Annotated in this window: 12 protein-coding genes; 6 read left to right on the forward strand and 6 right to left on the reverse strand. The window is 65.4% G+C overall.

Going from position 1 to position 15,190, the window contains the following annotated elements; translation table 11 throughout:
* Positions 1 to 33 precede the first annotated feature (33 nt).
* Positions 34 to 1,578: an undecaprenyl-phosphate glucose phosphotransferase gene (locus tag ACYQML_RS18165; protein ID WP_461233592.1), complete on the reverse strand. Its 1,545-nt coding sequence runs from the start codon at positions 1,576 to 1,578 to the stop codon at positions 34 to 36.
* A gap of 114 nt (positions 1,579 to 1,692) precedes the next feature.
* A complete protein-coding gene (locus ACYQML_RS18170; RefSeq protein ID WP_461233593.1) occupies positions 1,693 to 2,925 on the reverse strand; it encodes a glycosyltransferase family 4 protein in 1,233 nt (410 codons plus the stop codon).
* A gap of 482 nt (positions 2,926 to 3,407) precedes the next feature.
* Between ACYQML_RS18170 and ACYQML_RS18175 the strand changes: the two genes are divergently transcribed.
* The 3 genes from ACYQML_RS18175 to ACYQML_RS18185 all read left to right on the forward strand — a co-directional run bounded on the left by ACYQML_RS18175 (position 3,408) and on the right by ACYQML_RS18185 (position 7,015).
* Complete coding sequence (locus ACYQML_RS18175; protein ID WP_461233594.1) at positions 3,408 to 5,741, forward strand: calcium-binding protein; 2,334 nt, start codon at positions 3,408 to 3,410, stop codon at positions 5,739 to 5,741.
* A gap of 484 nt (positions 5,742 to 6,225) precedes the next feature.
* Positions 6,226 to 6,429, forward strand: a complete 204-nt coding sequence (locus tag ACYQML_RS18180) for a hypothetical protein (protein ID WP_461233595.1) — start codon at positions 6,226 to 6,228, stop codon at positions 6,427 to 6,429.
* Complete coding sequence (locus ACYQML_RS18185) at positions 6,338 to 7,015, forward strand: calcium-binding protein (RefSeq protein WP_461233596.1); 678 nt, start codon at positions 6,338 to 6,340, stop codon at positions 7,013 to 7,015. The genes ACYQML_RS18180 and ACYQML_RS18185 overlap by 92 nt, the downstream gene beginning before the upstream one ends.
* An 80-nt stretch (positions 7,016 to 7,095) precedes the next feature.
* Here the strand turns inward: ACYQML_RS18185 and ACYQML_RS18190 are convergent, their stop codons facing one another.
* Entirely contained in the window at positions 7,096 to 7,668 is a 573-nt protein-coding gene (locus tag ACYQML_RS18190) for a polysaccharide biosynthesis/export family protein (RefSeq protein WP_207413133.1), read from the reverse strand.
* Positions 7,669 to 7,850: 182 nt separating this feature from the next.
* Between ACYQML_RS18190 and ACYQML_RS18195 the strand changes: the two genes are divergently transcribed.
* Positions 7,851 to 10,118, forward strand: coding sequence for a GumC family protein (locus tag ACYQML_RS18195; RefSeq protein WP_461233597.1), 2,268 nt, complete (start codon positions 7,851 to 7,853; stop codon positions 10,116 to 10,118).
* Positions 10,119 to 10,213: 95 nt separating this feature from the next.
* Here the strand turns inward: ACYQML_RS18195 and ACYQML_RS18200 are convergent, their stop codons facing one another.
* Complete coding sequence (locus tag ACYQML_RS18200) at positions 10,214 to 11,479, reverse strand: GNAT family N-acetyltransferase (RefSeq protein WP_461233598.1); 1,266 nt, start codon at positions 11,477 to 11,479, stop codon at positions 10,214 to 10,216.
* A gap of 156 nt (positions 11,480 to 11,635) precedes the next feature.
* On the opposite strand from ACYQML_RS18200, the gene ACYQML_RS18205 reads away from it, so the two are divergent.
* Positions 11,636 to 12,700 (forward strand): polysaccharide deacetylase family protein, encoded by a 1,065-nt coding sequence (locus ACYQML_RS18205; RefSeq protein ID WP_461233599.1) that lies wholly within the window; start codon positions 11,636 to 11,638, stop codon positions 12,698 to 12,700.
* A gap of 45 nt (positions 12,701 to 12,745) precedes the next feature.
* Here the strand turns inward: ACYQML_RS18205 and ACYQML_RS18210 are convergent, their stop codons facing one another.
* Both ACYQML_RS18210 and ACYQML_RS18215 read right to left on the reverse strand, forming a co-directional pair.
* Positions 12,746 to 13,165: a hypothetical protein gene (locus ACYQML_RS18210; protein WP_207413100.1), complete on the reverse strand. Its 420-nt coding sequence runs from the start codon at positions 13,163 to 13,165 to the stop codon at positions 12,746 to 12,748.
* Positions 13,166 to 13,372: 207 nt separating this feature from the next.
* Positions 13,373 to 13,591, reverse strand: coding sequence for a DUF2842 domain-containing protein (locus ACYQML_RS18215; RefSeq protein ID WP_056424315.1), 219 nt, complete (start codon positions 13,589 to 13,591; stop codon positions 13,373 to 13,375).
* A 260-nt stretch (positions 13,592 to 13,851) separates the two neighbouring features.
* On the opposite strand from ACYQML_RS18215, the gene ACYQML_RS18220 reads away from it, so the two are divergent.
* Entirely contained in the window at positions 13,852 to 14,979 is a 1,128-nt protein-coding gene (locus ACYQML_RS18220; protein ID WP_056424313.1) for a COX15/CtaA family protein, read from the forward strand.
* Positions 14,980 to 15,190: the final 211 nt, after the last annotated feature.

The raw sequence follows: 15,190 nt of genomic DNA on the forward strand, positions 1-15,190 counted from the left end.
CTGATCTATGTGTCAGGGGCAGTGAGGCTGGGTTCAATAGGCGTTCTTGGTGGTGACGAGGGACAGAGGCGTCGCCAGCATGATCTGCACGTCGAACAGGATGGACCAATTCTCGATGTAGTAGAGATCGTGGTCGACGCGGCGCTGGATCTTCTCGTCCGTGTCGGTCTCGCCGCGCCAGCCGTTGATCTGGGCCCAGCCGGTGATGCCGGGCTTGACCTTGTGGCGGGCGAAATACCCATCGACCACTTGGTCGTAGAGGGTGGTGCTGGTCTTGGCCTGAACCGCATGGGGGCGCGGCCCGACCAGGGACAGTTCCCCCTTCAGGACGTTGAACAGCTGCGGCAACTCGTCCAGCGACGTCCTGCGGATGAAGCGGCCGAGGGGCGTGACCCGAGGGTCGCCGCGCGTCACCTGCTTCGACGCGGTGAAATCGGACTGGTCGGCATACATCGACCTGAACTTGTAGACCTCGATCGTCTCGTTGTTGAAGCCGAGACGCTTCTGCCGGAACAGGATCGGACCCGGCGAGGTGACGCGGACGGCGATCGCCAGACCGAGCATGACCGGCGCCAGCACGACCAGCATGGCTGCGCCGACGACGCGATCGAAGATGGCCTTGGTGACGATGTCCCAATCGGCCATCGGCTTGTCGAACACGTCGAGGACCGGGACGGAGCCAAGATAGGAATAGGCCCTCGGGCGCAGCTTGAGCTTCGTCGCCTTGGCGGAGAGGCGGATGTCGATGGGCAGGACCCATAGCTTGGCCAGCATCTGGAGCAGCCGATCCTCGGCCGCGATCGGAAGCGTGAAGATCACGAGGTCGAGGCGGGTCGAGCGCGCGTAATCCACGAGGTCGCTCACCGTGCCGAGCTTCGGGTAGCCGGCGACGACCGAGGAGGACCGGTTGTCCCCCCGATCGTCGAAGACGCCGACGATGCGGATGCCGGATTCGGTTTCCGCCTCGAGGGAGCGGATGAGCTCTTCCGCCAGCGGACCGCCGCCGACGATGGCCGTGCGCCTGTCGAACTGCCCGCGCAGCATGCGGGCCGTGACGAAGCGGAGGAGGGCGAAGCGTCCTGCGAGGAGCAGGACGAGCCCCAGGCCGTAGAACGTCGCGAGCCAGATCCGGGAATAATGGTCCGCGACCTTGGCGAAGACCATCGCCGTGGCGACGACGAGGAAGGTCAGCGACCAGGCGGCGGTCAGGCGCAAGGCCGGTTTGAAGAAGGTCCGGAAGGCGGCGATCCGGTAACTGCCGAAGATCTGGAACGACGCGACCGCCAGCACGGCCACGGCCAGGATCGCCGTGGAATAGCTCCACCCCAGGCCGACCGTGCCGCCGATCTGAACGCGATGCACGGCAAAGCCGAAGAGGGCGATGAGGAGCAGATCCGCCAGCCGAACGCTGCCCGACAGCACGACGGGAGACAGCACGCCGCCATGATCGCGCGGCGCCCCGATTTCGGCGGGGGGAATGGTCGACGGGGCAGGGCCATACTGGGACGCATCTCCCGCTTTGGGCTGGCTGGGTTGCCCCGCCGCCTTCAGAAGGTCGCGAACGTCGAAGGCGCTCATCGTTTGCTCTCGTTCAAGCTTTCCGCCGATGCGATGGAAGAGGATGCCAGACCGACATCACGGAACGTTTAACGAGGTTCTGGCCGCCAAAGCATGGCGAAGAGCAAGTCAGCGTCACTGTGGCGGTTCCTTCATCGCAGGCGGCGATGCTTCGTGCATAGATTTATCTCGCCGCAGCAGGGCGGCGGCGTAGCCCGACAGGACATCCGCCCCCATCCGCCGCATGGAGAAGCGTGCCCGCACCGAGTCACTGAGAGCTCGGGCTCGGGCGGCGCCCTCGGCGGTGTCTTCGTCGAGCAGGCGGACAATGGCGTTCTTGAGGGCAACGGGATCTCCGGGTCTGACGAGATCCGTTGCCGCCGTTCCGAAGATTTCCGGGATGCCGCCGACATTGGTGGAGACGAGGGGCTGCTGCGCGGCGGCGGCTTCCAGCACCACGTAGGGCAGGGATTCGGCGAGCGACGGGACTACCATGATCCGTCCCTTCGTCAGGGCGATCCGGACCGGCTGGGGCGGCTCGAACGCCACCGCGCCCGACAGGCCGAGCTTCCGGGCCCGCTCCACGAGCTGGTCTTCATCCGGGCCGGAACCGACCATCAGCAGGCGGGTGGGGCGCCCCTCGGCGCGGAGCGCCACCAGGGTGTCGAGCAGGACCGGGATGCCCTTCGCCTCGCGCAACTCGCCGATATAGAGGAGGTCGTAGGCGTCCGCCCGGTGCAGGACCGGTGCGAACTCCACCTCGTCGATGCCGTTATGGACGATCCGCACGGTATGGGGTCTGCTCCCCACGAAGCGGCCATGCCGACCGGCGACATATTCGCTCTCGAACAGGAACACGTCGGTCCGCGTCGCGAGCAGGCGCTCGACCCCCATATACAGGCGGTGGCGCAGCGTGCCGGGCTTGTAATTGTAGCTGCCGCCATGGGGGGTATAGGCCCTGATCGGCGAGGCTACGCCCGCTGGCAGGCGGGCGATGCGCGCATAGGCGCCACCCTTGGCGCCATGTCCGTGCAGGATCGTGGCGCGGATCTCCGCGGCCCGCCTCGCGACCGCCCGGACCACCACGATGTCCGAAAGATGCGGGTTGCGCCGCATGGGAACCCGGACGATGCCGAGCGCGAGATGGGGCAGGAGCTCGTCCAGAGCCTGGACCGCACGCTCGCCGCCGGTGGACGCATCGCAGACGAGCCCGATTTCGTGCCCGGCGGCGGACTGGATCCTGATCAGGTCGCAGACGTGGCGGAACAGCCCTCCCACCGGCGCACGGAACACGTGCAGGATGCGATGGACGGCCTCGCCCGCGCTGCTGGCGGGGCCGACGGACAGAACGGAGGCGGACGCACTCACGACGGACAAGCTCCACGCGACGACCATTCCAGCCGAATGGCGGTACGATGTCGACGGACACTGGTCCCCAGAGATGGTGCGATCGTTAAGGGCCATCCGCCTTGGCCTCGATTCGGGCCGGCGAACGCCCTGAAACCTCCCGTTCGGTTAGGCAGCCCCTAACGCACCGTCGCCGAAGCCCTGCGCTGGCCCAGGTGTGGAGAAGCCCGCCGGGGCGATAGGAACACCCGATACGTGCCGTCTTGCCGCAGGCCGGTTGGCCCACCCCGCCCGCTGCTTGGCTTCACCTCGACCGCCGGACACCGCGCGAGAAATACTGAGTTCTCCATTTATTGCGGCTTCCTACCTCAAATGGGGGTTGCCAATATTCGGTCCGCTCCATAGTCATTTTGACAAGCAATATACCCGATTCGTATTTAGTTTAGCGGCGGATATGGTTATATTGATGTTTTAATTCTGTATTAATTGGATCGTTCAACCCTATGGCTTCGATAAACGGAACTCAATATTCTGATCTGTTGAATGGTTCTTCATCGGCAGATGTCATAAAAGGTTTCGGATATGGGGACGAAATCTATGGGAATGGTGGCAATGACACCATCTACGGAGGAACATCTGTCATCGTTGCTCCGGAGGATGATGATGACGGTGACGACTATCTCGATGGAGGAGCCGGCGATGACAAGCTATTCGGGGGCGTAGGCGACGACCTGCTTGTCGGTGGAACGGGCAATGACAGGCTCACCGGCGGCGACGGTGGCGACACCCTCTTGACTGGTGACGGAAATGACGTCGTCGTCATCGAGCGTTTTGCGGATGGGGAGCCTTATTACTCCAATTACGACACGGTGCTCGATTTCTCGCGGGCATTCGACCGTATCGATGTGTCGTCGCTGAATATCTCGTCGTTCGATACGATTCGGCACCTGCTGACATCCACCGGTAGTGGCGATGCGACGCTGTCGTACACATTCGGTTCCTACGTGGAGCAGACGACGTTCCTCGGAGTCGCTCCCTTCCGGCTCAGCGCCTCGAACTTCGTGCTGTCAAACGTCGCGGCCGACGATGTCCTGGACGGAACTTCATCGAGCGACGATCTGTTCGGCGGGCTCGGCAACGACACGCTGACGGGCCTGGAGGGCAGCGACCGCTTGTTCGGCGAGGCCGGCAACGACACGCTGATCGGCGATGCCGACGAGGCCACGGAAGCGTATTCCGCCGATCTTCTGGTCGGTGGCGTCGGGAATGACCGGCTCTTCGGGAATGGTGGTTACGATCGTCTGAACGGCGGTTCCGGTGACGACGTCCTCGATGGCGGCAGCGACGACGACAAGCTCGTTACCGGTTCCGGTTCTGATACCGTCGTCTATGCGCCACACGAATACGGCGAGACCGATATCGTCCGGGATTTCGACGTGGCGAGCGACAAGATCGACCTACGTGCGTTCAACATCTCGTCGATGGCGACGGTCAACGATCTTCTCAGCGTCAATTCCGATGGCGACACCGTGCTGTCCATCGAAGGCGACGGCATCTCCACCGACCTGATCCTGGCCAACGTCGATCGGTCTACACTCGGGGCAAGCAACTTCGTCTTCGATCTTGTGGTCCAGAGCGAGCGCATCACTGGATCGGATTATGACGACGACCTGTTCGGTGCCCTCGGCAACGATACGCTGACCGGTGGCGACGCCAACGACCGGCTCTATGGTGAGGATGGCAACGACATCCTGCAGGGCGGCGTCGGGACGACAGTCGCGGACAAGTCACTCTATGACGGCGACGACATCCTCATCGGCGGCACAGGCGACGACTCGCTCTATGGGGGCGGGGGCAACGACGTCCTGCGTGGCGGCGACGGCGCCGACAAGCTCTTCGGCCAGAACGGCGACGACTCCCTCTATGGCGGCGCCGGCGATGACACCTTCGTCATGCGGAAGCTGACGGCATCGGAGACGGACACGATCTTCGACTTCGAGGCGCCGAGCTTCGATAGCGAGACCAATACGGCCCATGGCGACCGGATCGACCTATCGGCCTTCGGCATCGGGTCGATCGAGGCGCTCGATGAGATCCTCAGCATCGACGAGGACGGCAATGCTGTCATCGAGATTACGAGCAACGGATATGCCCAACGCCTCGTGATCGCCGGAGCTTCCCCCGACGAACTCGATGTGAGCTCGTTCGTGTTCAGTGCATCGACCGCGAACAACAGCGTCACGGGCAAGACGAGCACGGATGATCTCTTCGGTGGCGGCGGCAACGATACCCTCAAGGGAGGAGAGGGTGGCGATCGCCTGTTCGGCGAAGAGGGGAGTGACATCCTTTACGGAGGCGCCACGACCAAGGCCGTTACCGAGGCGGATGGCGGAAGCGATCTGCTCTACGGCGGTGCCGGCGACGACACGCTCTATGGCGGTGGCGGCAGCGACATCCTGCGCGGTGGCGACGGCGCCGACAGGCTGTTCGGCAATCTCGGCGAGGACACCCTCTTAGGTGGCGGAGGTGCGGATAGCTTCGTCTTCGATCGCGCGACCTCCAGCGGTTTTTCCAGCGATACCATCCTCGATTTCCGCGTTGCAGACGGTGACCTGATCGATCTGTCGATCATTGACGCCGTAGCTTCCTCGACGACGACGAATGAGACATTCACCTATATCGAGGGTGCGCGGTTCACCGGTGCAGGTCAGGTCCGCTTGTCCCGTGACGGCATCTATACGGTGATCGAAGGCAGCGTCGACAAGGACGCCTCCGCCGAGTTCGAGATCAGAATTGCCGGACGGCCCGCCATCGATGCGGGTGACTTCATCCTGTAAGCGCCGAACGCGACAGGGAAGAACGGGGGCATCGATCCGGTGCCCCCGTTCCTCGTTTGGCGGGGTCGTCCTGTCTTCTCGATCATTGCCCCCACAATCGGCAATCGGGATCGGCCCCGCCTTCGCCCATTGATCGATGAGCCCATGACAGAGAGAACCCCACATGGCAGAGCTCAACGCATACGGTACCCTTAATATGGAGGGCATCTACGTTACAGGCGAGTATTATTTTTAGGAATATCTTTACTATGAAGATAATTATCTGAGCATCGGATATGAGTAATTCGAAGAGGGTGATTTAATCGAGTACTATGGTTCAAACTTTACTTACGACGAGGGCGGTTTTATCGCTAAAGGATTGATTGCGCAAATAGAGTATACGGCCTATTTTATTGACTATAAAGAATATTATGATGAAGAAACGGGGAGATTGCGAATATTATGACGAATATCTCAGCGGGGGGCTATAAAATCACAGGCCTGAGTGTCGATTTTTTCTGATATATTGCTTAATTCCGTCGAAGAAAACCGAGAGCTGATCTTTGGTGGAAAAGATTTGATCACAGGCTCGAACGGGAACGACTCCCTGATCGGGTATGACGGCAACGACAGGCTTTATGGGGGGCGGGGGAGACGACAGCCTCGACGGCGGAAACGGCTCCGACAGCGACTATGTCGGCAACGATAAACTCTATGGCGGCAACGGCAACGACAAGCTTATGGGGCGTTATGGAAACGACCGGCTTGAAGGCGGGAACGGCAATGACAAGCTGGATGCCGGCTCCGGCAACGACACGCTCCTGGGGCAGGATGGCGATGACGTTCTCACCAGCGGCAAGGGAACGGACTATCTTCTGGGTGGGGCAGGATCCGATATCCTGAATGGCGGCGCCGACAAGGACCTCCTGTCCGGCGGCGGTGGCAAGGGACTCGACACGTTCGTCTTCGCACTGGACAAAACCCCGGGCGCGATCTCACGCTCGGATACGATCCTGGACTGGAATTCGACCTACGACAGCATCGACCTCAAATATGCCGGCACGCGAGACAACTATTTCGAGACCAGGACCGCGGCTACCTCCGCCGAGATGGCGTATGCGCGCTATGACGGCGTCCTGAAGAACGACGACATGACGCACCTGTTCCTCTACAACGCCTCGTCGAAGACGGGTTACCTGCTTTCCGACCAGAACGCCGACCACATGTTCGACACGGTGGTCGTGATTAACAATGCCGCCAGCGCTGCGAGCATGAATTATCTCGACATCGTCTGACCGGGCAAGAAACGACGAAGGCCCGGATCCGATGGATCAGGGCCTTCGTCGATCGACGACGTATCGAAGACGAGACGTCCTCAGAAGAAGCGCTCCTTGATGACGATCGTGTCGCCGGGCCTCACCAGATAAGTCATCGGGACGATGCCCGAGACGAGACCGCTTGGTCCCTCGCGGGTGAGGACGGCGTAGTCGCGGGCCGCCCGCGGTCCGAAGCCCGCCGCGATCGCCACCGCCGTCTCGACGGCCATGCCGTTGACGTAGGGATATTGCCCCGAGGTCGTGACCTCGCCGAGGATGTAGAACGGCCGATAGGCATCCACCTCCACGGTGACATGCGGCTCGCGCACGAAGCCCGCCGCGAGCTTGGCCTCGATGGTCCGTGCGGCCTGGGCCGTCGATTGCCCTCCCACCTTCACGAGACCGATGAGCGGCATGGCGATGCCGCCGGATCCGTCGATCGCATAGATGTTGGACAGGTTGTCCTGGCCGAAGACGATGACGCGCAGCCGGTCGCCGGTGGCGAGCGTATAGCGCCCGCCGATCGATCCGGTGGCGGTGGCGTCGAGCTGCGCGGTCCGGAAGTCGGGACGCAGGCATCCGCCCAGTGCCAGAGTGGAGGTGAGAGCGAGGAGAAGGGAGCGCCGGTTCATCATCCAAGCCGCTAAGAGCAAGTTTCTGCCTCTATTTGTAGGATCATATGGTTAACAAAAACTGATATCGCGGAGGGAATGCGATGCGTTGTGGCCGATCTTAACCGACGATCAATCTTAACGAGTTCTAGTCTTCCGGGAGGCGCCCGATGCGGCGTCCTGCTTTGCGTAAAGATCCTCTCATGCCTCGCTCGCAGCAGCCCGTTTCCACGATCGAGCCGATCCCCCAGCGGGACGAGGGGCTCGGCCTGTCCCAGCTGTTCGGAGTACTGGCGCGGTCCTGGCGCTGGATCGTCCTTCCCACCGTGGCGGCGGGAATCGGGGCCATCGTTTTCGTGCAGGTCGTTCCGCCGCGCTACACCGGCGAGGCCAAGATCCTGCTGGAGAGCCGCGACGCGAGCTTCGCCCGCACCGCCCAGGAACGCGGCGAACAGCCCCTGGCCATCGACGAACAGGCGGTGGCGAGCCAGGTCCAGGTGGTGATGTCCCGCGATATAGCCCGGGAGGCGATCCGCCGCCTGAAGCTCGTGGGCAATGCCGAATTCGATCCCGAGGTCGACGGCATCGGTCCGGTCCAGCGTGTCCTGATGATGATCGGGCTCACCAAGAACCCGATGGAGCGGGCGCCCGAGGACCGGGTGCTGGAGACCTATTTCGACCGGCTCCTGGTCTACCCGGCCGGCAAGTCCCGCATCCTGACGGTCGAGTTCCGCTCGCGCGATCCGGAACTCGCGGCCAAGGCCGCCAACACCATCGCAGAACTCTACATCGCCTCCCTGGAATCGGCGAAGGTGGACACCGCCCGCTACGCCTCGACCTGGCTCGGCGGCAACATCGACACCCTGCGCACCCGCGTCTCCGAGGCCGAGGCGAAGGTCGAGACCTTCCGAGCCCGCAACGGCCTGATCAGCGGCGGCGGTGGCACCACCAGCCAACCCCTGGGCACCCAGCAGCTCAGCGAATTGTCGACCCAGCTGTCCCAGGCCCGCACGGTCAAGGCCGACCTCACGAGCCGGGCCAAGCTCATCCGCGAAATGATCAAGGACGGCCGCGCCTTCGAAATCCCGGACGTGGCCAACAACGAGGTCATCCGGCGCACGGTGGAGCAGCGCATCACCCTGCGCGGGCAGCTCGCCCTCGAATCGCGGACGCTGATGCCGGCTCATCCCCGCATCAAGGAGCTGACGGCGCAGATCGGCGACCTCGACGCACAGATCAAGGCCACCGCCGACCGGGTGGTGCGGACGATGGAGAACGACGCCCGCATCGCCGAAGCCCGGGTCGACAGCCTGAACGCCGCCGTCGACGCGCAGCGCGAGGTCGTCTCCAAGGGCAATTCCAGCGAGGTCCAGCTTCGCGCCCTCGAGCGCGAGGCCAAGGCGCAGCGCGACCAGCTCGAATCCTATCTCTCACGCTATCGCGAGGCCTCGGCCCGGGACGCCGAGAGCGCGGCGCCCGCCGATGCCCGCGTGGTCTCCCGCGCCGTGGTGCCGCAGGTCCCGTCCTTCCCGAAGAAGCTGCCCATCGTGGCGCTCGCCCTCGTGATGGCGATGCTGCTGTCCAGCGGCGGGGTGGCGGCGCGTCATCTTCTCCGCGATCCCGGCGACACCCGCCGCCGGACCGGACCGGACGATCGGGCCACCGAGCCCACTCCCTTCACCTTCCCGGAAGCCTCCGTGGCCCTGTCGCGGAGCGGTCCCGCCGCCTCCCTGTACGAAGCGCCGCTGACCGCCCGCGTTGCCGTGCCCATCACCGCCGCCACCGCATCCGCCGCGGAGCCGGCGCCGATTCCGGTGCGTGAGGAAACAGCCGAAGAGGCGGCTCGGTCGCCCGTCTCCAGCTACGATCTCCAGGCCCTCATCCATCTCCTGCGCGAGCGGATCGGCCGCAACGGCGGAAGCATCCTGGTCGCGGAGACCGATACGGCCGCCGACCGGCAACTCGCCGCGATCCTGGCGGAGGCCCTGGCGGCGGGCGGGCGCGTTCTGATCGTGGACGTCAACGGCCCGGCCTCACCGTCGGACGATGCCGGCCTCACCGACCTCGTTGCGGGTGAGGCTGCCTTCCTCGACGTGATCCGATCGGTGGCCTCGGTGCGCAGGCTCCACGCCATCCCGCGCGGTTTCGTCGATTGCGACATTCTCACGGACGAGCCGGAAGCGCTGGCCATCGCCCTGGACGCCCTGGCCCAGAGCTACGACTGGGTCGTCTATCGCCTCGGCGAGGCCCTGTCGCAGGAGGCCCAAGACCTGCTGGAGGCCATGGCGGGCCGGATGAACGCCATCGTCATCGCGTCCGACAAGTCCCCCGAAGATCCCGAACTCGTCTCGCTCCACGGCCTGGCCGAACGGGCGGGGGCCGGCACGATCCTCGTCGCCGGTGAGCAGACCGAGAGCGAGGGTGCCGCCGGGGGGAAGCCGGGAAGCGGCCTCAGGCTTTCGGCGGCGTAAGACCGACATCTTGCGGATGGGCTGCTGCCGCGCGGTCGCAGGTTCGGCCCGGATGACCAGCGCCGATGCCGCGTCCGGGTTCCCGGGCGATGCCCTTAAGGATTCGCCTCGCCGGCGGCGCTGCCGTGGCGAGCCGGGCGGTGGAGCGCCTTCCGAACCGCCTTCGCCAGACGCGCCAGGCGCTGGCTGCGCTTGATCCGGCGCTTGAGCCGGGTGGCGGCCATGGCTGGAATGGCGAAGAGATGGCCGCGCAGGGTGACGGCGATGGTCACTTCACCGAGCTGGATCGTCTCGTCGCAGATATTGGCCTTGTAGCGGGCCTCCCCGACTCCGAGATCGAAGCTGCGGCGGCCCCGTTCGGTCTGATCGCGGATGAGGTGGTGCAGCAGGATGTCACCGGGACTCGACCGCCCCACCGTGGGTGTCTGGTCGAAGGAGGTCATCATACCGCTGTAGCGCGTCTCGCTCACCGCACCGGCGAAGGTCGCGAAGACCTGCCCGGTGTTGCACGCCACCAGGGCGGCGACTTCGATCGCCGCGCCCCGCACCTCGTTCGGATCGTCCTGCCGGCAGGCGCCGGTGGCGATGAAGCGGCGTATCCCCTCGTCGGCATAGGGGTCGGCGATGTTCATGGCGGCGAACCGCGAGGCCTTCTGGGCGAAAAAGGCGGAGAGGTACGTCCTCACCTCATCGGCATTCGAGGCTACGCGGTACTCCACCGGGCCGAAGGCCTCGATCAGCTTCTTCTCCTTCGAGCGCATCTTCTTGCGCGCGTCGGCGCTGAAGACGCGCTTGGCGGTGGTCTCCGCGTCGGGGCCGAGGATCAGGCCATAGGCGTCGCTGACGGCCGGCGCGGCGTGGAGGCTCAAGGGATTGGCCGCGCCGTCCCAGAAGCGCGGCTGATGCCCGAGGAGATAGACATCGATCCCGGCCTCGCGCCCGACCCGGCGCAGGAGCTCGACGAGATCCTCGGCGCGCATGGACGCGGCCTCGCGGGAGGCGAACATCGGCATGTGATAGTTCGCGTGCTTGCAGCCGATCACCCGCGCCACGCGGACCCCGCGTTCGCGCGCGACCTGGAGCGGCAGGATCACGCGGGGCCGTCCTCCGGGATCGCGCAGCACGATGACCCGTAGGGAGGCGTCCTGTTCCTCCGGGGTGCAGCCGAGCTTCGCCGAGACGAAGGCCGAAACCCAGTCGAATCGCTGATAGGGAGTCGACAGCGCGGCGGGATCGCTCTCGACACTCCGCCACAGAGCCTCGATGCTCGCCAGATCGCGAAACACCTCCGGAACAAGCCGCCCGCGGACGCGCTCCTGCATCATGCCGACTCCGGTGAGATCGTGAACAAGGACCCTCATCACCGCCTCCCCATCATCGGCACCTAGCGCTCCGGCTTCTTAAGCGCTGGTGACGATGGGAAACGGCAAGCCATCATTGTGCGATGTGGGTAACGAAACCTTGCGGGTTCAGGATCGAAAAGTCATCCCCGCCACGCCTCCGCTCCGGTGACGTCCATGCCCTCGGCCGAGTTTCGTCACCGCCTGTTCGATGCGGGGTTTCGCGCCATCGTGGCTTCCGGGGCCGACCGTTGGCTGAAGCGCGTCGCGCAAGGGCGCGGTCTGATCCTCACCTTCCATCATGTCGATCCGGCCCCCAAGGGGGCTTACGCCCCCAACGGCCTGCTCTCGATCACGCCGGATTTCCTCGACGCGGTGCTGGGCACGCTGGTCTCGCGGGGGTTCGACGTGATCGGCCTCGATTCCGTGGCCGAGAGGCTCGTCCGGCCCGCCGGGGACAGGCCCTTCGTCGTCCTGACCTTCGACGACGGCTATCGCGACAACGCCCGGTACGCCGTTCCCCTCCTGAGACGGCATCGCGTTCCCTGGACGCTCTTCGTCACGAGTGACTTCGCCGAGGGGAGGGGGCGCCTGTGGTGGATCGAACTCGAACGGGCGATCGGCCGCCTCGACCGGGTGCGGGTTCCTGCCGACGAGGCGCCGGCCCTCGATCTGCCCGCCGCCACGGCGGAGGAGAAGACGTCGGCCTTCGCCGCGCTCTACCGCCGCCTGCGCGCAGGATCGGAGGAGCGCCTGCTCGCCACCATCGCCGTTCTCTGCGACGAGGCCGGCATCGGGGTCGGGCGTATGGCGGAGGAGCTCTGCCTGTCCTGGGAGGAGCTGCGCGGCCTCGCATCCGATCCACTTCTGACCATCGGGGCCCATACCATCACCCATCCGATGCTGGCGAAGCACGGCGAGGCACGGGTACGTCGGGAGATCGGGGAGGGCAGGGCACGGATCGAGCGGGAGATCGGCCGGCCGGTCAGGCACCTGTCCTATCCGGTGGGGGATCCGACCTCGGCCGGGATGCGGGAATTCGCAATCGCCCGCGAGACCGGTTTCGACACGGCCGTGACGACCCGCCCCGGCCATCTCTTCCCCGGCCATGCCGACCATCTCCACGCCCTGCCGAGGGTTTCGGTGAACGGGTTGCATCAGTCGAGGGCGGCGCTCTCCGCGCTGCTGTCGGGTGTCCCGTTCCTCGCCTGGAATCGCGGGCGGCGGCTCAATGTCGAGTAAGACCGATCGACTGAGCCCGGTCGGGTCGATCCCGCGCGGTGCCGGTCAATGCCGCCGGCGGCGGCGATAGGACGAGCGGCTCTCGCTTCCCCCGACGGTGAAGCTGGCGCTCTGGCGGCCCTGGCGGGTGTAGCGTCCGCGCCTGCCGCGCTGGCCCTTGCGGGTCTCCTGCGCCGGCTCGTCGGCCATGGGGAGCGATTCGGTGCTGACCGGCGGGACGGCGGCGAGCGCCGTCGCGACGGACGAGGAGGCCGATCCACCGTCGCTGCCCCCGCCCCCGCCGCCGACATTCTTGGCGGCCGGCCCGAACATCGCGAGGCACTGATTGTAGGCGAGATCGTTCTTGAGGCGCTCGCATTCCGCCATCGAGCGGGGCGCATTCTGTGCCGAGGCTGGCGTGCCGAGAGCCGGAAGAGCGGCGCAGCCGAAGCCTACGAGCAGGAAAGACGCGAGGAATCGGTTCATGGGGCGGAGGATCTTGGCCTGGATCTGACGAAACGTCGAAGCTTGCCCAAGCCTGTGGCTGCCGAGTGCGGCGAAATCCCGGCGTCGGGGGAAATCCTCAGCGGGCTCGCGTTGGCAAGCCAACGCTTCGACTCGCTTAAGTCATTGAAGTGTCACATGTTTCAGGACGCAAAACCGGTGACCACTTTTGCTAAACCTGCTTAGGGTTCAGCGCCCGCCATCGACATCCTTTCGCTCCATCCAGCGGATCAGCGGCATCAGGGGGAAGATCCAGGCGATGCCGAGGAAGGCGTAGAGGATGGCCTGCACGGCCGGAGGCGTTTGCGAGATGCGGCTGTCGGCCAGCGCCATGGCGAGGGGCGCATAGAGCGCCACGAAGGTGAGCATGCCGATCGTGCCGAGCAGCGTGCGGGTGCGGCGGCGCATGGGCGCTCTCCTGGCATGGGCCTTCTCCCCGGCAGGGAAGTCCGGCGGTGACGTCCATCGACTGTCGTGCAATCGGTCCGCCGGGGTTAGGCCGACCGCCCCGGCAAGGCAATTGCCGCTCGCGCCGCATCCAAGCCCTCTGCGGCCCAAGCCCTCTGCGGCCCTCGGCGCCGTTGCCCCCGTGGCCGCGCATGCGTAACGCAGGGGCGCAGGCACGGGACACCCGCGCCGATCCCGACACCACGCGAGCCCCTACCGCGATGCCTACACGCGAAACCACCTCGACCGCACCGGTCCGTTCCACGAACCCGGTCCGCGTCTGGCTCTACACCCTGGCGATCCTCGTCGTGGCCATGGTCGCCGTCGGCGGCGCCACCCGCCTGACCGGATCGGGCTTGTCGATCACCGAATGGCGGCCGGTGACGGGCGTGGTCCCCCCGGTCTCCGAACAGGCCTGGGCGGCCGAGTTCGACAAGTACAAGGACACGCCGCAATACCGTATCCTCAACCAGGGCATGGGGTTGTCGGACTTCAAGGTCATCTATGCCTGGGAATGGGGCCACCGCCTGCTCGGGCGCATCCTCGGGCTCGCCTTCTTCCTCCCCCTCCTGGTGTTCTGGTGGCGCGGCCTCGTCGACCGGCGCCTCGGATACGGGCTCCTCGCCCTTGGCGCCCTCGGCGGTCTTCAGGGCGCCATCGGCTGGATCATGGTCGCCTCCGGTCTCCAGCCGGGGATGACGGCGGTGGCGCCCCTGAAGCTCGCCCTGCACCTGACCACCGCGAGCCTGATCCTGGCCGGCCTCGTCTGGCTGGCGGCCGGGTTGCGGTCCGGCCCGTCGGAGCCGGCACCGGGTCGCCTGAGGATCATTGCGGCCCTGCTGCCGGTCCTCGTCCTGGTCCAGATCGGCCTCGGCGGTCTCGTCGCCGGGTCGAAGGCCGGGCTCGTGCACAATACCTGGCCCGACATGGACGGCGTTCTGGTGCCGAATGCCTCCGAACTGTTCGCCGTCAGCCCGTGGATCGAGAACTTCGTCGACAACGTCACCCTGGTTCAGTTCAACCACCGCCTGATGGCCTATCTCCTTCTGGCGGCAGCGCTGTTCCATGCCGTCGATGCAAGCAGGCGGCTTCCCGGGAGTGGCACGGCCCGCCGCGCCATCGGCATCGCGGGCTTGACTGCGGCACAGGCGGGACTGGGCATCGTCACTCTCCTGCTGGCGGTGCCGCTCTGGGCGGGCCTCGCCCATCAGGTCTTCGCCATGGCGGTCCTGATGATGGCGACGGTGCATGCACGGCTGAGCCGCGGCGCAACCCGGCGCACCCTGGCATCTCCCGCCGGCGCGACCACCGCCTTCGGCTTCGAGGGCATGACGGGCCGAGGCGCTTAGGCCCTCGCGGAACGCGTCGTAGCGGAGGCCGGACGGCTCGGCGCGCCGGCCTCTCACCCGCGAACGATGGGGACCTGACCCGACCCTGTTTCCGGACGTTTACAGAGCGGAGGCTGCTGCATCGCACAGACCGTTTCACCGCGATGCAGGATAAGAAGAGGCGGATTGGCCGGATGCTTGCACCCTGCCGGCCACCATCGGCGAGCGTCCC

This window comes from Methylobacterium sp. CM6244, assembly GCF_054817885.1.